21 protein-coding genes are annotated in these 22,702 nt (G+C 61.2%); 11 read left to right on the plus strand and 10 right to left on the minus strand.

The window, feature by feature from the left end:
• Nucleotide 1 precedes the first annotated feature (1 nt).
• Together ACUN0E_RS13300 and ACUN0E_RS13305 are read left to right on the plus strand one after the other, a co-directional pair.
• Entirely contained in the window at nt 2-1,558 is a 1,557-nt protein-coding gene (locus ACUN0E_RS13300) for a class I adenylate-forming enzyme family protein (RefSeq protein WP_445566865.1), read from the plus strand.
• 57 nt (nt 1,559-1,615) lie between these two features.
• Nucleotides 1,616-2,521, plus strand: coding sequence for an SDR family oxidoreductase (locus ACUN0E_RS13305; protein WP_445566866.1), 906 nt, complete (start codon nt 1,616-1,618; stop codon nt 2,519-2,521).
• A 121-nt stretch (nt 2,522-2,642) separates the two neighbouring features.
• On the opposite strand, the gene ACUN0E_RS13310 is transcribed toward ACUN0E_RS13305, so the two are convergent.
• The 5 genes from ACUN0E_RS13310 to ACUN0E_RS13330 all read right to left on the minus strand — a co-directional run bounded on the left by ACUN0E_RS13310 (nt 2,643) and on the right by ACUN0E_RS13330 (nt 7,233).
• Entirely contained in the window at nt 2,643-3,827 is a 1,185-nt protein-coding gene (locus tag ACUN0E_RS13310) for an ABC transporter substrate-binding protein (protein WP_445566867.1), read from the minus strand.
• Nucleotides 3,828-3,899: 72 nt separating this feature from the next.
• A complete protein-coding gene (locus ACUN0E_RS13315) occupies nt 3,900-4,607 on the minus strand; it encodes an ABC transporter ATP-binding protein (protein ID WP_169488803.1) in 708 nt (235 codons plus the stop codon).
• The gene (locus ACUN0E_RS13320; RefSeq protein WP_445566868.1) at nt 4,594-5,358 is read right to left on the minus strand and encodes an ABC transporter ATP-binding protein; all 765 of its coding nucleotides are present in this window, start codon (nt 5,356-5,358) and stop codon (nt 4,594-4,596) included. Before ACUN0E_RS13320 ends, ACUN0E_RS13315 begins: the two co-directional genes overlap by 14 nt.
• The gene (locus tag ACUN0E_RS13325; protein WP_445566869.1) at nt 5,351-6,361 is read right to left on the minus strand and encodes a branched-chain amino acid ABC transporter permease; all 1,011 of its coding nucleotides are present in this window, start codon (nt 6,359-6,361) and stop codon (nt 5,351-5,353) included. Before ACUN0E_RS13325 ends, ACUN0E_RS13320 begins: the two co-directional genes overlap by 8 nt.
• An 8-nt stretch (nt 6,362-6,369) precedes the next feature.
• Nucleotides 6,370-7,233 carry a branched-chain amino acid ABC transporter permease gene (locus ACUN0E_RS13330; RefSeq protein ID WP_408225287.1) on the minus strand — a complete coding sequence of 288 codons (864 nt, stop codon included), beginning with the start codon at nt 7,231-7,233 and terminating at the stop codon, nt 6,370-6,372.
• Nucleotides 7,234-7,798: 565 nt separating this feature from the next.
• Between ACUN0E_RS13330 and ACUN0E_RS13335 the strand changes: the two genes are divergently transcribed.
• Complete coding sequence (locus ACUN0E_RS13335) at nt 7,799-8,566, plus strand: class II aldolase/adducin family protein (RefSeq protein ID WP_445566870.1); 768 nt, start codon at nt 7,799-7,801, stop codon at nt 8,564-8,566.
• Between the two features lie 67 nt (nt 8,567-8,633).
• Here ACUN0E_RS13335 and ACUN0E_RS13340 read toward each other — a convergent pair whose 3' ends face one another.
• Nucleotides 8,634-9,725, minus strand: coding sequence for a porin (locus ACUN0E_RS13340; protein ID WP_408225098.1), 1,092 nt, complete (start codon nt 9,723-9,725; stop codon nt 8,634-8,636).
• A gap of 476 nt (nt 9,726-10,201) precedes the next feature.
• On the minus strand, nt 10,202-11,113 hold the full coding sequence (locus ACUN0E_RS13345) for a LysR family transcriptional regulator (protein WP_408225095.1): 912 nt from the start codon (nt 11,111-11,113) through the stop codon (nt 10,202-10,204).
• Nucleotides 11,114-11,250: 137 nt separating this feature from the next.
• Here ACUN0E_RS13345 and ACUN0E_RS13350 point away from each other — a divergent pair, with 137 nt between their 5' ends.
• Nucleotides 11,251-12,345 (plus strand): tartrate dehydrogenase, encoded by a 1,095-nt coding sequence (locus ACUN0E_RS13350; RefSeq protein WP_445566871.1) that lies wholly within the window; start codon nt 11,251-11,253, stop codon nt 12,343-12,345.
• A 113-nt stretch (nt 12,346-12,458) separates the two neighbouring features.
• Complete coding sequence (locus ACUN0E_RS13355) at nt 12,459-13,754, plus strand: MFS transporter (protein WP_445566872.1); 1,296 nt, start codon at nt 12,459-12,461, stop codon at nt 13,752-13,754.
• A 121-nt stretch (nt 13,755-13,875) separates the two neighbouring features.
• Here ACUN0E_RS13355 and ACUN0E_RS13360 read toward each other — a convergent pair whose 3' ends face one another.
• Both ACUN0E_RS13360 and ACUN0E_RS13365 read right to left on the minus strand, forming a co-directional pair.
• On the minus strand, nt 13,876-14,157 hold the full coding sequence (locus ACUN0E_RS13360; protein WP_445566873.1) for a hypothetical protein: 282 nt from the start codon (nt 14,155-14,157) through the stop codon (nt 13,876-13,878).
• 191 nt (nt 14,158-14,348) lie between these two features.
• Nucleotides 14,349-14,669: a hypothetical protein gene (locus tag ACUN0E_RS13365; RefSeq protein WP_408339066.1), complete on the minus strand. Its 321-nt coding sequence runs from the start codon at nt 14,667-14,669 to the stop codon at nt 14,349-14,351.
• A 296-nt stretch (nt 14,670-14,965) separates the two neighbouring features.
• Here ACUN0E_RS13365 and ACUN0E_RS13370 point away from each other — a divergent pair, with 296 nt between their 5' ends.
• From ACUN0E_RS13370 to ACUN0E_RS13390, 5 genes are all read left to right on the plus strand, one after another.
• Nucleotides 14,966-15,094: a hypothetical protein gene (locus ACUN0E_RS13370; protein WP_445566874.1), complete on the plus strand. Its 129-nt coding sequence runs from the start codon at nt 14,966-14,968 to the stop codon at nt 15,092-15,094.
• Between the two features lie 453 nt (nt 15,095-15,547).
• Entirely contained in the window at nt 15,548-16,726 is a 1,179-nt protein-coding gene (locus ACUN0E_RS13375) for a quaternary amine ABC transporter ATP-binding protein (protein WP_445566875.1), read from the plus strand.
• Nucleotides 16,719-17,621: a choline ABC transporter permease subunit gene (choW, locus tag ACUN0E_RS13380; RefSeq protein ID WP_408225074.1), complete on the plus strand. Its 903-nt coding sequence runs from the start codon at nt 16,719-16,721 to the stop codon at nt 17,619-17,621. Before ACUN0E_RS13375 ends, choW begins: the two co-directional genes overlap by 8 nt.
• 7 nt (nt 17,622-17,628) lie before the next feature.
• Nucleotides 17,629-18,627, plus strand: coding sequence for a GlxA family transcriptional regulator (locus tag ACUN0E_RS13385; RefSeq protein ID WP_408339064.1), 999 nt, complete (start codon nt 17,629-17,631; stop codon nt 18,625-18,627).
• Nucleotides 18,628-18,848: 221 nt separating this feature from the next.
• Nucleotides 18,849-19,784, plus strand: coding sequence for a choline ABC transporter substrate-binding protein (locus ACUN0E_RS13390; protein WP_408339062.1), 936 nt, complete (start codon nt 18,849-18,851; stop codon nt 19,782-19,784).
• 78 nt (nt 19,785-19,862) lie between these two features.
• Here ACUN0E_RS13390 and ACUN0E_RS13395 read toward each other — a convergent pair whose 3' ends face one another.
• Nucleotides 19,863-20,945 (minus strand): GlxA family transcriptional regulator, encoded by a 1,083-nt coding sequence (locus ACUN0E_RS13395; RefSeq protein ID WP_445566876.1) that lies wholly within the window; start codon nt 20,943-20,945, stop codon nt 19,863-19,865.
• Nucleotides 20,946-21,275: 330 nt separating this feature from the next.
• On the opposite strand from ACUN0E_RS13395, the gene ACUN0E_RS13400 reads away from it, so the two are divergent.
• A complete protein-coding gene (locus tag ACUN0E_RS13400) occupies nt 21,276-22,670 on the plus strand; it encodes an L-serine ammonia-lyase (RefSeq protein ID WP_445566877.1) in 1,395 nt (464 codons plus the stop codon).
• Nucleotides 22,671-22,702 lie beyond the last annotated feature (32 nt).

Below are 22,702 nucleotides of genomic sequence, written 5' to 3' on the forward strand. Positions count from 1 at the left end.
AATGGGCTGGCTCGAAGCGTTATTGGACGAACCGTTCGTCTGTATCACCGACATGCTCCACCGCTTCGCCAAAGAACGCGGTGAACACGCGGCCTTGATCTGCGACGGCGAGGTGGTGACTTACGCCGCGCTGGACGCGCGAGTCGATCGCTTTGCGGCCGCATTGCAGCGCGACGGCATCAAGCCTTGCGATGCGATTGCGTTGTGCGCTGCCGCCTCGGTGGAATACGCCGTGGCGTTTCTCGGCGGCCTGCGGGCAGGGGCGGCGGTGGCGCCGCTCGCGCCGTCGTCGAGCGCGGCGAGTCTTGTCAGCATGATTGGCAACTCGGGCGCACGGCTGCTGTTCCTCGATGCAGACGTCAAACGTCTGCTCGAACCGGTGGCCGCGGAGATCAGCGCAATCCCCGTAGCGTTAGATGCGCACGCAGGCAGCGCCGCACTCGAAGCCTGGCTCGCGCCGAACGGCACGACGCCTGAAGCCGTAACGATCGATCCGGCTTGGCCATTCAACATCATCTATTCGTCAGGCACCACGGGCACGCCTAAAGGCATCGTGCAATCGCACGGCATGCGCTGGGCCTACGCGGTGCGCAGCATTCTGCGCGGTTACGGCCCCGACGCCACGACGCTGATTTCCACGCCCTTATATTCGAACACAACGCTCGTGAGTTTCATGCCGACACTGACCTTCGGTGGCACGGTCGTGTTGATGCCGAAATTCGACGCCACACGTTATCTGGAACTTGCGCAACAGTACCGCGTCACGCACACGATGCTGGTGCCGGTCCAGTATCAGCGCCTGATGGCGCATCCGGAGTTCGACCGTTACGACCTTTCCAGTTTCCGGGCCAAGTTCTGCACGAGCGCACCGTTTGCCGCAAGTGTGAAGGCGGACGTGGTGCGCCGCTGGCCGGGCAAGCTCACCGAGTACTACGGTATGACCGAAGGCGGTGGCTCATGCCAATTGGAGGCCGATGAATTCCCCACCAAGCTGCATACGGTCGGCAGACCGATGGAAGGTCACGATATCCGTCTGATCGACGAGCTCGGTAGCGAAGTGGCGGCGGGTGAGGTGGGCGAAATCGTTGGCCATTCACCCGCGATGATGACCGGCTACTACCGTCAACCGGACAAGACCGCCGAGGCGGAGTGGTACGACCCGAGCGGCAAGCGTTTCATCCGCACGGGCGATATGGGCCGCTTCGATGCCGACGGTTTTTTGACGCTGCTCGATCGTAAGAAGGACATGATTATTTCGGGTGGCTTCAACGTCTATCCGAGCGATCTCGAAGCAGAACTGTGCTCGCATCCGGACGTTGCGGATGTGGCCGTGGTGGGCGCACAGTCGGAGCAGTGGGGTGAGACGCCGGTTGCGTTCGTGGTGTGCCGCCCGCTTGCACAGATCGATGCCGACACGCTACTTGCCTGGGTCAATGCGCGGCTCGGCAAGATGCAGCGACTCTCCGCGCTGACCTTCATGGACGCGTTGCCGCGCAGTCCGATCGGCAAGGTATTGAAACGCGAATTGCGCGAGCAGTTCTATCCCGCTGGGCGTTGACGCGGTGTAAAGACGCTTCGGGACGCTTGAATACACCAATTGGCAATGGGACAAGGCATGGACAATTTTGAAGGCAAGGTTGCGGTGATCACCGGCGCCGGTTCCGGATTCGGCCGTGAATTCGCACGGTTCGGCACGAAACTCGGTATGCGCCTCGTACTCGCCGACGTGCAACAGGACGCACTCGACGAAACGTTCGCCGAGGTGAGCGCAGCCGGCGCGCAGGTCATCGCGCGCCGTGTCGATGTCGCGAAGGGTGAGGAAATCGACGCGCTGGCCCGCGCCACGCTCGACACCTACGGCGGCGTGCATCTGGTCTTCAACAACGCAGGCGTAGGCGGCAGCGGTGGCCTCATTTGGGAGAACACCGAACGCGACTGGCAATGGTTGCTCGGCGTCAACGTGTGGGGTGTGATTCATGGCGTGCGGGCTTTCACGCCGCTCATGCTCGAAGCTGCCAAACGCGATCCGGCCTATCGAGGCCACATCGTCAATACGGCTTCGATGGCGGGCATGCTCAATCCACCGATGATGGGTCCATACAACGTATCGAAACACGCGGTGGTGTCACTGACTGAATCGCTATATCAGGATCTTTCATTGGTCACACAGCAGGTGGCGTGCTCGGTGCTGTGTCCGTACTTCGTGCCGACAGGTATCGCGAAGGCGCATCGCAATCGTCCGTCCGAACTGGACAACCACACGCCGCCGACCTTGTCGCAACGTGTATCGTGTGCAATGAGCGAGAAGGCAGTGAGTTCGGGGAAAGTGAGCGCGGAGCAGGTCGCGGCGATGGTGTTCGATGCGATCCGTGAAGAGCAGTTCTATATCTTTTCACATCCGCATGCGCTAGGCGCCGTGAAAACGCGCGCCGAGGATATCGTCACACCGCGCAATCCAACCGATCCGTTTGCCGAGCGGCCTGAGGTGCGCGCGCAGATAATCGAGGCGTTGAAGGGATAGTCGGGGAGTCGGCGGAGGCGCCGGCTTCAAAAACACGAGACTTCAAATACGCAAGGCCTCAAAAGCACAAGGCGCCGTGAAAATCACGGCGCCTTTTCTTAAACCTTCCTCTATGGCGCCGTCACTTCGCCGCGGTCAGCGAGCTCAGCACCGCCGACTTCAACTGACCACCCTGAACCACCGCCGCAACCGGATTGCCGATCACAAAGCCGCCGTGATCGTCGACGCCTGTCACGCTTTGTGGATTCGCCTGCGGCGGCAATGCCTTCACCGCCTTGTCGAACTGATTGCGGATCGCAGTCGCGTCGCTGACGCTACCGGCCAGCTTCATCGCGAGTGCCGTTGCGTAGACCGCGGTGTAGTTCAGCGATACCTCCTGACTCGGGTCCCGCCCGCCATGGCTTTTGCGGAAGCGTTCCACAAACATTTTAGCGTTCGGCGTGTCGTCGTTCGCTAACGGCAGTACCCCGATCGCACCGTTCAGCGCCGCATAGCCGCCGGTGACCTTGGCCACTTCATCGAGCTTGGCCTGGTCCATCACGATAAAGCCACCCTTGAAGCCCAACTCGCGCGCCTGCTGCGCAATCAGGCCGGTCGGCTCGGACGGGCCGCCGATAAACATCACATCGGGCTTGGCCGCCAGCACGCGGCTCACGCCGCTGTAGAAATCGGTGGCGCGGTTATACGACATGGCGTTGTCCGCGACGATCGTGCCGCCTGCTGCTTCCCACGCGGGTTTGAATGCGGCGACCCAGACCTTGCCGTAGTCGGTATCGGTGGCGGCGAGCGCAACCTTCTTGCCGTACGTCGCCATTTCGTACTTGATGAAGGCGTTCAGATACGACGTGAACGCGGGCGGAATGCGCACCGTGAGCTTGTTGCCGCGCTCGCTGATCTGCGGCACGCTGGTGTACGAGAGCAACAGCAATTTCTGTTGCTCGTTGCTGGTCTGCACCGCAAAGCCGCCGCCCGAATGCGGCACGAGCACCACGGCGGCCTGCTGTTCCTGCGCGAGACGCCGCGCGTTGATCGCGGTTTCGGCGGGGTTGTACTTGTCGTCGAGCGGCACGATTTCGAGCTTGATTTTCTTGCCGGCCACTTCGATGCCGGCCTGATTGACGTCGGCGGCGGCCATCTGCATGCCTTCGAGCACTTCCTGGCCGTACTTCGCCGCGCCGCCGCTCAACGGACCGGAGTAGCCGATATGCACCACCTGCTGCGCCATCGCGGCGCCCGAGCTCAGGAGCGCAGTCGTGGCGACTGCCGCGCACAGGCCGGCCCGTCCGCACAAGCGTTTGATCGTCATACGTGTCTCCTTTGATTTATAAAATGTGCCCGCGCTCACGGTCTCGTTGCGTGGGCCGTGCATCAAATTCGTTCAGCCGCCGACGTAAGCGCGCCGGATCGCTTCGTTGTTCATCAGACTCGCGTGATCGCCTTCGAGCACGATGCGGCCGTTCTCGATGACATACGCACGGTGCGCGATCTTCAATGCCGCGAACGCGTTCTGTTCGGCGAGCAGTACGGTTGTGCCCGCGCGATTGATCTGCTGGATCACCTCGAACACCTGCTTGACGACCAGCGGTGCGAGCCCGAGCGACGGTTCATCGAGCAGCAGCACCTTGGGCCGGGCCATCATCGCGCGGCCGATCGCCACCATCTGCTGCTGTCCGCCGGACAGCGAGCCGGCTGGATGGTCCTTGCGTTCGGCCAGAAGCGGAAATAGCGAGAACACCTGGTCGAGATTGCGCTGATTGCCGGCCTTGTCGCCGCGATGCACGTAGGCGCCGAGCGTGAGATTCTTCAGCACCGACATGCCAGGAAACAGCTTGCGGCCCTCGGGGCATTGGATCACGCCGCTGCGCACGATCTGCGCCGGCGTCATGCCGAGCAACTCGCGTGTTCCGAGGCGCAGACTGCCGCTCGCGGCGCGGCGCAGGCCGCTCGTCGCGAGAAAGATCGAACTCTTGCCCGCGCCGTTGGCGCCGAGCAGCACCACCAGTTCGCCGTCGTCCGCGTGCAGATTGATGCCGTCCAGCGCGCGGAAACTGCCGTAATCGAGCGCGACGTTCTCAAACTTCAGCATGCTCGCTCCCCAGGTAAGCGTCGATCACGGCCGGGTTCGCGCGAATTTCGGCCGGTGTGCCTTCGGCGATTTTCTTGCCGTAGTTCAGCACCATGATGCGATCGGCAAGCTTCATGATCATGTTCATCTTGTGTTCGACAAGGCACACGGTCACGCCGTGTTTGACCAGCTTGCGGATCAGTTCGGCGAGGCCCTCGGTCTCTTCGGGATTCACGCCGCCCGCCGGTTCGTCGAGCAGCATCAGGCTCGGTTCGGTGGCGAGCGCGAGCGCCACAGCGGCGCGTTTGCGCTCTTCCTGCGAGATGTCGCCGGCCATCCGTTCAGCCATTGCCGACAAGCCGACGAAGTCCAAAGCCTCGCGCGCCTTCTCGCGGCAAATGCGTTCTTCCTGCTTGAGCCGTGCTGAATGTGTCAGTACGTCCCACAGCCCCGAACGTGTGCGCAGCCGGTGGCCGATGATCAGGTTGTCGAGCACGCTGGCCCGGTCGAACAGCGCCGTGGATTGAAATGTGCGCGCCACACCGAGGCGCGCCATCTGATCGGCGCCCAGCTTTGTCACCTCCTGACCTTTGAAGACGATGCGCCCTGAACTCGGCAGATGGGTGCCGCTGATCAGATTGAAGAAGGTGGTTTTGCCCGCGCCGTTCGGCCCGATGATCGCGTTGATCTTCCCGGCTTCGATATGCGTGCTGACGTCGTCTACCGCGATGAGGCCGCCGAAGTGTTTGCTGAGCGAGTCGATTTCAAGCATGGCGGTCTCCGCGCGTGGGCTGCGATTGACGCGTGACGATGTCGTTTTTCGTCGTTGCGAGTTTCGCGCGCTGGCTCTTTCTCGCCATATACAAACCGACGATACCGTTCGGCAGAAAGATGACCAGCAGAATCAGGATCGGGCCGAACACAACGAAACGGTACTCCTGCAAAAACTGCAGATACTGTGTGAGCCATGGAATAGCGAGCGCGCCGAGCAGCGGGCCGGCGAGGGTGCCGATGCCACCCACCAGCATGTACATCGTCATGTCGAAGGTATGGTCGACGCCGGCCAGATCCGGCGCGAGAAAGCGCACGGAGCCCGCATAGAGACCGCCCGCGAGCCCCGCATAGACGACCGACAGGACAAAGGCCATGACCTTGTTACGCATCAGGTTGATGCCGAGCGACTGCGCGAGTCCGTCGCTATTGCGGATCGCCATGAAGGTCCGGCCGAGCAGCGAGTTGACGATTCGATGCATCAGCCACACGCCGAGCACCAGAAACGCGAACACCAGGTAGTAGAGCGGCCGCGGATTTTCAAACGAGACGATGCCGAAACCCGAAGGCGCGGGAATGCCGACAATGTCCGTGACGCCGTGCGTCAGGCTGTCCCATTTCTCGATCACGAGAAACATGATGTAGCCGACGCACAGCGTGAAGATCGAAAAGTAATGGCCACGCAGACGCAGCGACACGAGGCCGACCAGCGCGCCCAGTATCGCGACGACGACGCCCGAGGCAATAAACGCGAGCCAGAACGGCACCTGGTGATCGACCGTGAGAATGCCCACCGTGTACGCGCCTACCGCCATGAAGCTGCCGTGCGCGAGATTGAACTGCCCCGTGTAGCCGGTGATCAGGTTCAGCCCGACGGTGGCCAACGCGAAGATGTATGCGGTGGACATCACGGTGAGCATGTAGTCGTTGCTGGCCAGAAACGGAAATACGAGACCGAGCACGAACAGCAGCGTCCACCCCGGCTTGCCCTCGAATAATTTCATGACAGATCTCACGATGCGCGCAGCTCCCTGGTGAACAGTCCTTGAGGACGAACCGACAGAATCACCACCAGCAGCACGAAGGCGATGATGTCCTTGTAGTCGGTCGAGATGTAGAAGGCACCGAAGCTCTCTGCCATGCCGATGATCAGCCCGCCCACGATTGCACCCGGCACGCTGCCCATGCCGCCGAGAATGATGATCACGAAGGCCTTCAGGATCACCAGTTGGCCCATCGCGGGATAGACGAGGTTGATCGGCGCGTACAGCGTGGCCGCCACGGCGGCGAGCAGGCCCGAGATGCCGAAGGTCAGCATCGTCACCTTGTTGGCATCGATGCCCATCAGTGAGGCGCCTTCACGGTCCTGCGCCATCGCGATGATGCTCGAGCCGATCACCGTGTATTTGAGGAAGAGCTGCAGCAGCACCACCAGCGCGAACGCGGCGCCGATGATCAGCAGGCGCTGCAGCGGTGCGGTCACGCCGCCCAGTTCGATGATCCCGGCGTAGGGTGTGGGCATGCGGTGAAAATCCGCGCCCCAGATCGCTTGCGCGCCGGCTTCGAGAAATAGCAGAAGGCCGATCGCGGCGATCATCGGATGCAATTCGGAGGATTTGCGCAACGGATGAAACACCAGCCGCTCCGCGAGAATCGCGAGCACGGCGACCGCGACGCCGGAGCCGATCATGGCGAGCCAGTAGTTCCAGCCGAACCGGCTCATCAGGTAGAACGAGACGAACGCGCCGACCATGTAGAACGCGCCGTGAGCAAAATTCGGCACCGCGAGAATGCCGTAGACCAGCGTGAGTCCGAGTGCGACGAGGCTGTAGATGCCGCCCAGCGTCAAGCCGTTGAGAAACTGCTGCAAAAACATATCCACGCTTTTACACCCTCCAACGGAGGCGCGCCGCGCAATGGTCACCCGTGCTTCTGGGGACGCTTCGCCGCACGCCTGACTACGGACGGGACAACAGCCGCTGCTCGAATCCGGCGACTGTTATCGACGGTTATCGACGGTTTGAAACGCGCACGCACCGGCAGCAAACTGCAAACAGCCATGTGCGGTGGCGTGAGAGAAATTTGGCACGAGCGTTCACTTTGCGTCAACAGGTTTTTCCATTTGCTTGTTCTGCATTGCAGATTATTAGGGAAGTCACTTAGATCGCTCGCGCTCCAGGCGGGCACGCTGGGTGCGCCATATGCCGATTGCAAAAGAACCGCACCGTTGCTTGCATTCAGCATGGATCGGCGACTTGTCGATCACGTGCGCGAGCAGCGTCGGCGAAAATGGAAAGTCGGCTTGACTTCACTTTGCACGCCCCAGTATTCTGCAATGCAGAAATTAACCCGCCGCTCACGCGCTCGACATATCCCGGCGCGAGTGTTTCGCAACGCGGCCGTCAACATGATGTTCTTCGCTTTCTCAAGGTGTCCCGCCCATGAACTCCGCACTCGATATCCCCAGCGTTCGTCAGATGGTGTCCCCTGAGGAGTGGCAGGCCCGGGTCGACCTTGCCGCCGCGTACCGGCTGGTGGCTTTGTTCGGTTGGGACGACCTGGTGTTTACGCATATTTCGGCGCGCGTGCCGGGACACGAGCACCAGTTTCTGATCAATCCGTATGGCCTGTTCTTCGAGGAAATCACCGCGTCGAGTCTGGTCAAGGTGGACCATGAGGGGCACCCCGTCATGCCCACGCCGTGCGACGTGAATCCTGCCGGCTTCGTGATTCATAGCGCCGTGCATGAAGCGCGGCCCAACGTGAATTGTGTGTTGCATACGCATACGGCCTATGGCGTCGCAGTCGCGGCGCAAGAAGAGGGTTTGCTGCCGTTGTCGCAGCAATCGGGTTTCGTGCTGACGAACCTCGCCTATCACGACTATGAAGGCGTCGCGCTGCGCGACGCGGAAAAGGCGAGGCTGGTCAGCGATCTCGGTAACGCCAACTACATGATGCTGCGCAATCACGGCCTGCTGACCTGCGGACGCACCGTCGCCGAAGCGTTTCAGGCCATGTATCTGTTCGAAACGTCATGTCGTATCCAGATCCTCGCGCAAGCAGGCGGCAAGCTGATCGAAGTGCCGCAGTCGATCATCGAGACGATGGGCGAGCAGGCGCGTCAGGTCAGCAAAGGCAAGGGCGCCGATCTGGTGTGGCCAGGCTTGCTGCGGCGTTTGACGCGGCGTAATCCTGGCTACGATCAATAGGGCCACAATTTCGCATGACCCGGCGCACCGCTCGCGCGGCACGCCGGCATCTCGCGTTCCGCATCCGCTAGAACATGTGCCGGATGCCGACGTTCACGCCGGCCGTTGTGCCCGTGGCTTCGTTCAGTGCGTTGTTGACGGACAGTCCCGTGTGCATCGCGCCGTGGTTCGTTACGAAGCCGCCTTGCCCGTACACCACAGTGGCCTTCGACAGCGAATACTCAAGCCCGGCGGACGCCAGTATCGAATTGTTCGACGAGTTGTTCCCGTCGCGCGTCACCCACACGCCCGCGTCGACATTCAGCGCCGGTGTGATGCGATAACTGGCGCCGCCTGAATAGACGCGATCGTTGAACGAACCGGCCACCTTGTACTGTACGTACGACGCCTTCACGGTCAGGCTGTTGAACACGTAGCTGGCGCCGATTGCCCGGCCGTCGAATTCGACCACGCTTGGAATCGCGATCGAGGCAGCGCTGCCACCGGCGTTGCCGCTGTAGAGCGCGGCATCGACCGTCAGCGAGCCGAGGTGGTAGCGCAGGCTCGCCGAGTACTGGCGGCCCGCCTGAAAATCCCCGGCTGTGCCGCCTAATGCCATCATCGCGCTGGCTTGCAAGCCGGCGATTTCCGGCGACGTGTACGAAATGCCGTTCGGGTTGAACAGGCCGGTCACATAGACGTTATTGAGGTAGGTGACGAGGCCGCTGCCGAAGTACGACATCTCGCGCGGATCGAAGTCGTACACCGCGAGGAAGAAGGGCGAGAACTGCAAGCCGGCCTTGACCGTGCCGTAGCGGCTGTCGATACCGACCCACGCCTGCCGCCCGAATTCGTTGCCGTTCGAATTGCTGAGCGAACCGTTGGCAATGCTGATACCGCTTTCGAGTTCGAAGATCGCGCGCGTGCTGCCGCCGAGATCTTCGGCGCCACGCATGCCGAAGCGCGAACCGGAGAGGCCGCTGTCGGTGAACGAGTATTGGTGACCCGCGCTCTGGCCGGTCGTCGCGTTAAGCGTTTTGCTGGTGTAGAGGAGAGAGGCGTCGACGATACCGTACAGCGTGACGCTGCTTTGCGCATGGGCGCACTGGGCGGCGCCCAATGCGCACGCGCCTGCTAATCCGAGAATGGCTCCAACCCGATTGCGATGACTTGCCGGCATGCTTCGTGTCTCCTTGTTTATTGAAATCAATTGAACTGGCGAAGTAATGCGTGTGCTGCAAGATTCTGGCGATCTGTTGCGCGATACGATTTCAACAGGCGATAACGAGCCTTCGCAATCTGATAAGGGATGCGAAATAGTGGGTCTGCTGGTGCGCGCCTTGTGTCCGGTTGCCTGCTGGGTTGTCTCCTGATCGCTGGGGCGGCTCGGCGCTGCTATGAACTCATTGATCGCATGCTTGCGCACAGGATGCAGGCGCAATTTGGCACGACCGTTCGTTCTATGTCAACGAGGGAAATCGCTCGTTTGGACTGCAATGCAGGACAAAATAGGGAAAACACCTGGCGCTATGCGCGTGCTTGATTTGTGCCGTAAGGCTATGTAATGCAAAGGAGTTGGCGGAATTATCTAGTTTGAATTGGCGACGAGGTGCTTGGCACCATAGTTCTGCATTGCAGAACTATGAGGAGGCTGACTCAACGCGCTCCAAACGTCTCTATCAGCATGTCGACGAATGCCTTGACCCGCGCCGTCATTTGCAATTGTTGCGGGTACACCGCGTAAATATCGGCACCCGGTGTGCGGTATTCCGGCAGTACATGAATCAGGCGGCCGTCGGCGAGATACTCCGCGATATCCCATTCCGCCCGCATCAGAATGCCGTGGCCGTCCAGTGCCCACTTCACCGCGATCTCGCCGTCATTGGTGGTGAGGTTGCCGCGCACGCGTACTGTCTCGGTCTTTTCGGTTGCGCCGCGTCCGCTGGTCAGACGCCATAGCCCGTAGCCGTCGTCGCCCTGACGAATGCCGATGCAATTGTGTTGCGATAGTTCTGCCGGACTGCGTGGTGCGCGCTGTTTGGCGAAATACGCAGGTGACGCGCAAAGCAGCCGCCGATTGGACGCGACCCGGCGCGCTATCACGCGAGCATCCGGCGGTTCGCCGAAGCGCACGCATACGTCGAAGGCGTCGTCGCTGATTGGCGGCGGGTCGACGGAGAGTTGCAACTGCACGTCCACCTCGGGAAAGCGCCGCACAAACCGGGAAATCAGCGGCGCCACGTGACTGCGGCCGAAACCCAGCGTTGCGTTCACGCGCAGCAGACCTTTCGGCACCGCTTGCGAGCCGCCGAGCAACTGCGCCAGGTCGTCCATTTCGCCCAGGATGCGCCGTGCGCGCGTCAGATAGAGTTCGCCCTCCGGCGTGAGGCTCATGCGCCGCGTCGTGCGGTTGACGAGCGATACGCCCGCGCGCGATTCCATTTGCGACAGATGCTTGCTCACGGCCGCGGTACTCAAGCCGAGTTCGCGTGCGGCCGCAGTCAGGCTCCCGCCCGCGGCGAGCGTGGAGAAGAAGGCGAGGTCGTCCGGATGTATCGACGAGGTCATGGTGAGTGAGGCAATGAGCAGCCCGGCGAGCCACTCATTATTAACCTGAGGTTAAAGATGCTTTGAGTCTAGCAGCGTTTTCATGAGCGCTACTCGTTCTAGGATGCAGCCATACGTTCAATATCACGGAGACGCCAGTGAAGACCTATCGCATCGCAACCATTCCAGGCGACGGCATCGGCAAGGAAGTCGTTCCCGCGGGCCAACGCGTTCTCGAAGCTATCGCTGCGCGAAACGACGCCTTCCAGTTCGAGTTCGAGAATTTCGATTGGGGTGGCGATTTTTACCGCCAGCATGGTGTGATGATGCCGGCCGACGGACTGGATGCCATCCGCCACAAGGACGCAATTCTGTTCGGCTCCGCGGGCGATCCGCATATTCCCGATCACGTGACGCTCTGGGGTTTGCGCCTGAAGATCTGCCAGGGCTTCGATCAGTATGCGAACGTGCGTCCCACCCGCATCCTTCCCGGCATCGACGCACCGTTAAAACGCTGCGGGCCGAAGGATCTCGACTGGGTGATCGTTCGCGAGAACTCGGAGGGCGAGTATTCCGGCGTTGGCGGACGCGCGCACCAGGGCCATCCGATCGAAGTCGCCACCGACGTCTCGATGATGACCCGCGCGGGCGTCGAACGCATTCTCCGTTTCGCGTTCCGCCTCGCCCAGTCGCGGCCACGCAAGCTGCTCACGGTGATCACCAAGAGCAATGCGCAGCGGCACGCCATGGTCATGTGGGACGAGATTGCCCTGGAAGTCTCAAAGGAGTTTCCCGACGTCGCATGGGACAAGGAACTCGTCGACGCCGCAACCGCCCGCATGGTCAATCGTCCGGCCACGCTCGACACGATCGTAGCCACGAATCTTCACGCGGACATTCTGAGCGATCTGGCAGCCGCATTGGCCGGCAGCCTCGGTATCGCGCCGACCGCGAATCTGGACCCCGAGCGCCGTTATCCCTCGATGTTCGAGCCGATTCACGGCTCTGCGTTCGACATTATGGGCAAGGGTCTCGCCAATCCGGTCGGCACGTTCTGGTCAGTTGTGATGATGCTCGAGCATCTCGGAGAGACGGCCGCTGCGCAGCAACTGATGAATGCAATCGAACGCATCACGGCGAACCCGGCACTGCACACGGGCGACCTCGGCGGCACGGCCACGACCGTACAGGTGACCGATGCGGTCTGCGCAATCCTCGCAGCGGAACCGGCGGCAGAGTTCAAGGCGGCTTAACACAATAGACACAGCGCGCGATATGCGGCGAGCAACGCGCAAACGCGCGCATGACACAAAAACATAACGCCCGGACGACCACGTCACGGGCGATTCAGAAAGCGGAGACTGGCATGACCAATGAATTGCAAGCCCGTGTGGTTCGCAAGCTGACGTGGCGCATTTTGCCCTTCGTTATGCTGCTTTACTTTGTCAGCTTTCTCGATCGCGTGAACGTCGGCTTCGCCGCGCTCACGATGAACAAGGACCTCGGACTCTCGCCGACCATGTTCGGGCTGGGCGGCGGCATTTTCTTTCTGGGGTACTTTCTATTCGAAGTGCCTTCGAACCTCATTCTGAACAAGGTCGGCGCGCGTATCTGGATCGCACGCGTGATGGTGACGTGGGGCCTGGTGTCGGCGGCTTCCGCGTTTGTCGTCGGACCGAACTCGTTCTATACGCTGCGGTTTTTGCTCGGTGTGGCCGAAGCCGGCTTCTTTCCCGGCATCATCCTTTATCTCAGCCAGTGGTTTCCCGCACGGCAGCGCGCCGTCGCGGCGGCTGCATTCATGGCGGCCGCGCCTTTGTCGACGGCAATCGGGTCGCCTATTTCAGGCGCCATCATGCAGATGCCGGCCCTGTTCGGATTGAAAGACTGGCAATGGCTGTTCATCATCGAAGCGATTCCTGCCGTGGTTCTCGGGTTCGTGGTTTTGAAAGCACTCACCGATTCACCAGAAAAGGCGACGTGGCTCGCCGCGGATGAAAAAGCGTGGCTCGTCGCGACCCTGCGCGAAGAACGCGCGGGACGTGAATCGCAGGCAGGACATGCGGCAGGTGCGCTCGCGGCACTGCGCGACCCGCGCGTGTGGATCATGTCGATGATTTACTTCGGCACGTCTGCGGGTCTTTATACGCTCGGGTTATGGGCGCCCTTGATCATTCGTCAATTCGGCTTTAGCGCGCTTGGCACTGGGGCGTTGAATGCGATTCCCAGCGTGCTGGCCGTGATCGGCATGGTGATGTGGGCTCGCCATTCGGACCGCACTGGCGAACGCACGTGGCATGTGGTGATTCCGTGCGTTGTGGCGGGCATTGGGCTCGCATGGGCGGGTTTTGCGGATACGATCATTGCGGTGGTGCTGGCGCTGATCCTCGTGAACGTGGGCATTAGTGCGGCCAAGGCGCCGCTGTGGGCCATGCCGAGTACTTTTCTTTCGGGTGCCGGCGCGGCGGCCGGTATCGCCATGATCAACTCGATCGGCAACCTTGGTGGTTTCGTCGGCCCGTTTGCAATTGGCTGGCTGAAGAGCGTGACGGGGGGATATGCAGCCGGACTTTATGTCGTGGCGGCGAGTCTCGCAGTATCGGCCATGCTCGCCCTGGCTATTGGGCGGCGAGGATATCGGGCGGCTCCCGCGCCGCAATGATCTCGCGGGTTTCTGGTTGATTTCCGGATTGAAAATATGCCTTGCTCCCGCGCTGATTTTTGTCCGTTGACTTGCTGCGAGTCATGGAAAGCGCGGAAGTGCAGGGCATCATCGCGCGTATTCAATGATTGAACAATCGCGAGTTCTTGCCCGCGAAATGCATCGTTGAGGATTGCGAAAAGCTTGTGGCCGGTCCGCCGTAACCCGAGCTGTCACTGTATCCAGATGTCTTGTGCGAAGGCTGCTGATATTGCGCACCCGACTGATTGTTCTGCGTGTCGTGCATCGAGACGGCAGGTGTTGCCGTTGTGTCGTTCATCGGTGTGTTTACCTGCTGGGCAAACGACAGGGTCGGGATAGCGACGATCGAAGCAATGAGCATGATGTGTTTGAGTGCTTTCATGGTGGTTCTCCAATAGAGTGATGGTGCCGCGCCGGCCATTCCGGTCGATGCGTGTCCACAGAATAAGCAGCTTTGCTTAACTTCTCCTTAGGGGCGCTCAAACAACTTTCTTCCACGTTTTGAAGCACAAGCCGTGGCGCGGCCGATGCCGGCACCAGGGCTTGCCTTGCGCAGCCGTTACTTCATTTTTCTCAATCCCCATCCCAGCCGTGACGCTCGTGCCATTCGCGCTCGTGCTCCTCATGCTCATGGTGGCGCCACTGCCGTTCGCGCCATTCCTGCCGCTCGTGCCATTCACGGGCACGCCAGTCATCGCCGTAGCCATAGCCATATCCCACGACGGGTGGGGGCGCGTAGACGACCGGCGGAGGCGCGATATAGGCCGGTTGCGCGGGCACGAAAACCGGCCCGGGAATGCCAATGCCGATGCCCACGTCGACGTGGGCGCAAGCGACCGTGGAAGCCACTAATAGCGCGCCGCCGAGAATCGCTGATAATAGGTTCTTGCGCATGTTTTTTCGTGTCGCCTGGCGATTGCAGGCGATGATAGTGAAGATGCTGCGCAGTGTAGGCAGGGCCGCAGTTTGCAGGTGCAAGAGGGATGCGAGATTGGTAACACGGAGTAACGCCGAGCAGCCTTAAGGTCGCCGTAATGATTCCCGTGCACCATAAACCGGCTAGACCTCCGGTTTCTTCCCGCTGCATGCAAAACCAGCGACGCTGTTTTCGTCACGAACCGGCAATTAATAGCCCGGTCGTGCTGTTTCGAATTTTGCTGACTGATATCCACGTTTGATCGGGGAATGCAATGGGTTTTTCCGCTGAAGCTTGGGCGCTCGCGCGCCTGTGGTGCATGTACCCGGTGCTGGGCGGCATTGCGATCTGGTATTTTTCGCGGGCGGAACGTCTGCTGCAGGCTGTTCGCGCACGCAATTGAGCGCCAATTCATTGATCATCAGACGCCCCCACGAGTGTGCAACGGCGACCGCTGAGCAACTGCACGCCTGCTGCACTGCGGCAAGTGCGCCTTCCACTTCCCCGACACACCTGTTTTCTCCGCCAGACCGCATTCACTTGCTCTGGCGCGACATGCCCGCCTGACCACCCCTGCGCCCCGAAAAACCTTATCCAGCAAGGGTTTGCCCGCCATCTGGCGGCGCCCGCGCGAAAGCGGTGTCGCATTTCCACATGTGGTTGTCGCAAATAGTCGGCTAGGCATACTTTTTTCTGGCAACTATGTATGCACAGCGCGGACGGACGTCCGCCACTGCACCAACTATCTTGCATGGGACCGGAGTAAGTGCTTTGCATGGGACCAAAGTAAGCGCTGAAGCGCTAACTCTGGCCGACAGCTAAAGCGCCAACACCGGCCGACATAGGAGAGCATTCAATGAATTCCCCCAAGGTCGTGGTCGAAGGGTTGTGCAAAGTGTTCGGCACCAACCCGAAACAGGCGGTCGGCATGCTGGCAGGCGGCGCTACGAAAGAGGAAGTATTCGCGCGCACTGGTCAGATAGTCGGCGTCCATAACGTATCGTTCGAAGTCAAGGAAGGCGAGATCTTCGTGCTGATGGGCCTTTCGGGCTCCGGCAAGTCGACACTGATTCGCCTGATCAATCGTCTCGTCGAGCCGACGGCCGGCAAGGTGCTGATCGACGGCCGCGACGTGGCCAGCGTGCCGCGCTCGGAATTGACGGCGCTGCGCCGCAAGGACATGAGCATGGTGTTCCAGTCCTTCGCGTTGATGCCGCAGCGCACGGTGCTGTCCAACGCGGCGTTCGGGCTGGAGGTGGCGGGCATCGGCAAGAAGGAGCGCGAGAAGCGCGCCATGACCGTGCTGGAGCAGGTCGGCCTCGCCCCGTTCGCGGAAAAGCTGCCGGCCCAGTTGTCGGGCGGTATGCAGCAACGCGTGGGGCTTGCGCGGGCGCTGGCGGTCAACCCCTCGCTGATGATCATGGACGAGGCGTTCTCCGCGCTCGATCCGCTCAAGCGCAAGGAAATGCAGAACGTGTTGCTGGAACTGCAACGCGAGCAGCAGCGCACCATCCTGTTCGTCTCGCACGATCTGGAAGAGGCGATGCGCATCGGCACCCGGATCGCGATCATGGAAGGCGGCAAGGTAGTGCAGATCGGCACACCGCAGCAGATCATCACGAATCCCGCCGACGACTACGTACGCGCGTTCTTCGAAGGCATCGACACCAGCCGCTATCTGACGGCCGGCGACCTGATGCAGACGGACGCCGTGCCGCTCATGCAGCATTCGCCGCAGATCGACGCATCGAGCGTGGCCGCTACGCTGAACGGCAGCGCCGAATATGCGTTCGTGCTCGACGGCGAGCGCAAGATCCGCGGCTTCGTGTGCCGCGATGCGATGGGCAGCGCGTCGCCGCAGCTCAATCACATCGAATGCATCCGCCGTACGACACCTCTGGACGACGTTGTGGAACGCGTGGTGGCGAGCCGCGCGCCGCTGCCGGTCGTCGAAGCGGACGGCTCCTACTGCGGTTCGGTCAACAAGACGAACGTACTGAACGTTCTCACGCGCCATCGAGGTTCCCATGTCTGAAGTCATTCCACTTGGCGCCTGGGTCGATCACGGCGTTCACTACCTGCTCGACCACGACGCAGCAACGTTCGATTCCATCGGCAAGGTCATCGAGAGTTTTGCCGCGCTGATCGAGCACGGCCTGCAAGCCGTGCCGATGTGGGCGCTGATGGCATTCTTCGTCGGTATCGGTTTGTGGCGGGTGGGCTGGCGTTTCGCACTGTTCACCTTGCTGGCGATGCTGCTGATTTACGGCACGGGCTTCTGGGATCAGATGGTGATCACGCTTGGCCTCACGCTCTCGTCGACGTTGATCAGCCTGTTGCTCGGCGTGCCGCTCGGCATCTGGACCGCGAAGAGCCGCACCGTCGAAATGATTGTGCGCCCCGTGCTCGACCTGATGCAGACCATGCCGGCGTTCGTCTACCTGATCCCGGCGGCGATGCTGTTCGGTCTCGGCCGCGTGCCGGGGATTCTTTCCACGGTGATCTTCGCCATGCCGCCGGCTGTGCGCCTGACGTCGCTCGGCATCAAGCATGTGAATCGCGAAATCGTTGAAGCAGGGCAGGCGTTCGGCTGCACGCCCTTGCAGTTGCTCTACAAGGTGCAGTTCCCGAACGCGCTGCCGTCGATCATGACCGGCGTGAACCAGACGATCATGATGGCGCTCTCAATGGTGATCATCGCCTCGATGGTGGGCGCGGGCGGTCTCGGCAATGACGTGCTGGCGAGTATTCAGCGGCTCGATATCGGGCTTGGTTTCGAAAGCGGACTTTCAGTGGTGATGCTCGCGATCATTCTCGACCGCATCACGGAAAGCTTTGGCCGCACGCCGGGCACCGCGCGGGCGCCGTTGCTGTCGGGCTTGCGCAGTGTGATGAAGGTGCGCAGGGCGCCGGCGGCGCAGCACGGCTGAGCCGCCTATGAAGCGCGACGCGATCTCTCCTGTCGAGGTTCCATCCGAGTCGCCGCTGTCCAGGCTCGCGCACTTCGGCTTTCTGACGCTGCCGAACTTTTCGATGATCGCGTTCACGAGCGCGGTCGAAGTGCTGCGCATGGCCAACTACGTAGGCCGCGCGCAGCACTACACGTGGTCCGTGATCACGCCGGACGGCGAACCGGCGCGAGCGAGCAACGGCATCACCGTAAAGCCGACTACGACGCTGGCCGAAGCGGGCATGCCGGATGTGCTGATCGTCTGCGCCGGCTGGCACGTACGCGATTACGTGGACGACACGGTCATCGCATTACTGCAGGACGTTGCGTCGAAAGGCATTCCGCTTGGCGGCATTTGCACGGGACCGTACGCGTTGCTGGCTGCAAATCTGCTCGACGGGTATCGCTGTACCGTGCATTGGGAAGACATGTCACCGCTGCACAAGCGTTATCCGCATGTGCGTTTTGCCGATGAACTGTTCGTGATCGACCGTGACCGGATGACCTGTACCGGCGGCACCGCACCGCTCGATCTGATGCTGAAACTGGTCGGCATGCGCCTCGGCCATGCAGTTGCGGCGCAAGTGTCCGAGCAGTTCATCGTCGAGCGGATTCGCGGTTCGACCGATTACCAGCATATTCCCGTCGACGCGCGGGTTGGCTTCTCGCGTGCGGAACTGATCGAAGTGGTGCGCCTGATGGAAGCGAATATCGAAGAACCCTTATCGCTCGATGAACTCGCGCGGCTCGTGCATCTGTCGCAACGTCATTTGCAGCGCATGTTCAAGATGTTTCTGAGCGTGTCGCCAACGCACTATTACCTGACCCTGCGTTTGCGTCGTGCGCGTGAACTGCTGCGCAATACGGATGCGTCGATTGCGCGGGTAACGGCGGTGTGCGGCTTTCATTCGCCGTGTCATTTCAGCAAGGCCTATCGCGCTCAGTTCGGTCATGCGCCGAGCGTCGAGCGGCGGTTGTCTGCGTAGATGAGTCTGCGTGAGTGAGTTGACGCCAGTGAAGTCGACGCAAGAAGCCGCATTTTGAAAATCCGATTCAGTTCGGTCATGCGCCGAGCGTCGAGCGGCGGTTGTCTGCGTAGATGAGTCTGCGTGAGTGAGTTGACGCCAGTGAAGTCGACGCAAGAAGCCGCATTTTGAAAATCCGATTATTAAAACCAGTGAAGCATCAATCACCCAAAGGGAACGCCATGAAACGTTTGTTGGCTGCGTCGTTGTGCGCGCTGTCGGTATCGCCCGTCTTTGCCGTGGAACCGGCCACCTGCCGGGACGTCCGGTTCGCCGATGTTGGCTGGACGGATATCGCGGCGACTACGGGTCTCGCTTCGACGGTGCTCGAAGGGCTCGGCTACAAGCCGACCAAGACCATCGCCTCGGTGCCGATCACCTTCGCGGGTGTGAAGAGCAAGCAGATCGACGTGTTCCTCGGCTACTGGTCGCCGACCATGGATCCGATGATCGATCCGTTCAGGAAGGCCGGTCAGCTTACCGTGCTGCCTGCGCCGAATCTGACCGGCGCGAAATACACACTGGCCGTGCCTGACTACGCGTATCAGGCGGGCATCAAAACCTTCACCGACATCGCGAAGAACTACGACAAGCTCGACGGCAAGATCTACGGCATCGAACCGGGTAACGACGGCAATGCGCTGATCAAGAAAATGATCGACAGCAACCAGTACGGCCTGGGCAAGTTCAAGCTGGTGGAATCGAGCGAGGCGGGCATGCTGGTCGAAGTGAATCGCGCGGTTCGCGACAAGAAGCCGATCGTGTTCCTCGGTTGGGAACCGCATCCGATGAACGTGCAGATGAAGATCGATTATCTGTCCGGTGGCGACGACGTGTTCGGCCCCAACTACGGCGAAGCCAGAGTGCTGACGGTTGTGCCGAACGATTACTCGACGCGCTGCCCGAATGTCGCGAAGCTCGTGTCGAACCTGCACTTCACGACGGATATCGAGAACCACGTGATGCTGCCGATCATGAACAAGACAGATCCGAACAAGGCGGCGAAGGATTGGCTGAAGGCGAATCCAGGCGTGCTCGACAAGTGGCTTGCGGGCGTGAAGACGTTTGACGGCAAGGACGGGTTGCCGGCTGTGAAGGCTTATGTCGCGGGTAAATGACGTTTGAGGGTTTTGGCTTTCGCGCCGTTCCGGCGGCGCGAAAGCGGGGCTGTAAGACCCGGTCGACAAACGCCACGCTCAGATCGCCTGAGCCCGCCCCGGAAAAGTTTCGTCATAGCCGGAGCCCTCGTCTACTTGAGCCGCCGTACCGCGTTGCTCGCGGTACATCATCGGCGGCAGGCCGAACTGCTTGCGGAATTCGCGTCCCAGATGCGACGCATCGGAAAAGCCACAACTCGACGCGATATCCGCCACCGTTTTATCTGAACTCGTCAGCAGCCAGGCCGCCGTGCGCAAGCGCACCTGCTTCGCATACGCCTGCGGCGCTTTGCCGGTTTGCGCCTTGAAGAGCCGTTCGAGTTGACGCGGCGACAGATCAAGCTTGCGCGCCAGTTCATCGAGCGACAGTGAACGCCCCACATGCTGCTCCATGAGCAGAATCGCGCGCTTCACCTTCGGATGCGCGGCGGGCGCCAGCCCCGGTGGATGCGGTTGCGGCGCATTGCCTTTCTGCATATCGTCGACCAGCAGAATCCGTAGCGCCTTTTGCACCGTGGCCGTTTCAAAGTGGCGCAGCAGAATCGCGGCCGCCACGTCGATCGACGCCCGCCCACCCGAGCACGTAATGCGCCGACGGTCGATCACGAACAAGCGGTCCGCCACCAGCGCGTCCTCATTGACCGAGGGAAAGCGCTCGATGAAATCCCAGTAGTGAAACCAGCTCACGCAGATGCGGTGGCCGTCCAGCACGCCCGCGCGCATCAGCGAGAACACCCCCGTGCACATGCCGACGAGCGTTGCATCGGTAGCGGCGGCGCGCCGGATGAAGGCCAGAGTCGCATCGTTCGCGGCCGGCCCGGAATGCAGCAGGCCGCCCACCACCACCACGTAATCGAACGGTTCGGCGTTGTCGAACGTCTCCCACGGCGTGATCTGGATCCCGCAACTCGCACGCACCGGGGCGAGGGTTTCCCCTATTACGCTCCACGAACAGCGCACGGGCTTGCTGAAATCGCCTTCATCCGCGGACAGGCGCAGCAGGTCGACGAACCCCGAGAACGCCGTCAGCGTGAAGTTCGGCAGCAGGATGATGCCGAAGCGGATGCGCTGCTTGGTGGTGCCGTCGATCGATTGAAGGGGAAGCGGTTCAGCGGAATTCATGCACGCAGCCAGCAAGGGAAAAGGGTAGAAACAAGCATAGCACCGGGAATAGCGTCCGCTTTAACGGGCCAATGATCGGGCCAATGATCGGGCCACTCATTCGGGCCGTTTCAGCACCACCAGCATCGCCAGCCGCAACCTGCGCGCCTGTCGCAAATGCGTCAGAAGTCATCGCAAATCCGCCGCCGTGCTTTGCCGGCGGCCCGCTTGACGCCACTATCCCACTGTCATGCCGTTTTTATTCTATCGGTCCAATTTGACGTGCGGTGCAATAGGGGCTAGTTCAAGCCAAACCCGGCAACCCATGCATCGCAACGTATAAGGCACGTCATGAACGTCAGCGTCTTCGATCTGTTCAAGATCGGCATCGGTCCCTCCAGCTCGCACACCGTCGGGCCGATGATCGCTGCGTGCCGCTTCGCCTCGCATATCGAAGACGCCAATCTGCTGAGCTTCGTGCGCCGCGTCAAGGTCGAACTGTTTGGCTCGCTCGGCGCGACCGGCAAGGGGCACGGCACGGACAAGGCGGTGCTGCTCGGCCTCGAAGGCAATCTGCCCGATCTGATCGACCCGGACCTGATCGAACCGCGTCTGCGGGCGATGCGCGAAACGAAGCAACTGGTCCTGCTCGGCAAGCATCCGGTCAAATTCGACGAACGCGAACACCTCGGCTTTTTTCGCAAGCTGATGCCGGGCGCGCCCGGTTCGAGCATCGTGCATCCGAACGGCATGCGTTTTCAGGCTTTCGACGAAAACGGGCAGTTGCTCGTGGAGAAAGAGTATTACTCGATCGGCGGCGGCTTTGTGATCAACCGCGAAGGCGACCGCGTCAATGGCCTGCGCGCCGGCGCGGAAGTACCGTTTCCATTTCGCACGGGCGACGATCTGATGCGCGTCTGCCGTGAAACGGGCTTGTCGTTCGCAGAGATCACGCTGCGCAACGAATGCGCGTCGCGCACCGAACAGGACGTGCGCGAAGGGCTGCTGGTGATCTGGCGCGCCATGTCGGCCTGCGTCGAACGTGGCTGCAAGGGGCGTGGCGAGTTGCCCGGTCCGATGCACGTGAAGCGCCGCGCGGCCGACCTGTGCGCGCAATTGCGTTCGCGTTCCGAAGAGTCGCTGCGCGATCCGCTGTCGATGCTCGACTGGGTCAATCTCTACGCCATGGCCGTGAACGAAGAAAACGCAGCGGGTGGGCGCGTCGTCACGGCGCCGACCAACGGCGCGGCCGGCGTGATTCCCGCGGTGCTGCATTACTACGTGAAGTTCATGCACGCGTCGAACGACGAGGGCATCGTCACGTTCCTGCTGACGGCGGCTGCGATCGGCATCATCTACAAGGAAACTGCCTCGATCTCGGGCGCCGAAGTGGGTTGCCAGGGCGAGGTCGGTGTTGCGTGTTCGATGGCCGCCGCGGCACTCGCGGCTGTGATGGGCGGCACGCCGACCCAGGTCGAAAACGCCGCCGAAATCGGCATGGAACACAACCTCGGCATGACGTGCGACCCGGTCGGCGGACTCGTGCAGATTCCCTGCATCGAACGCAATGCGATGGGCGCGATCAAGGCGCTGAACGCCGCGCGCATGGCAATGAAGGGTGACGGTCAGCACTACGTGTCGCTCGATAACGTGATCAAGACAATGCGCGAAACCGGCGCGGACATGAAGACGAAATACAAGGAGACGTCGCGCGGCGGCCTCGCCGTGAACGTCATCGAGTGTTGAACGAGTCAGGAATCAAAGAGTAACAACAGGAC

This window comes from Paraburkholderia sp. D1E (genome assembly GCF_052682275.1).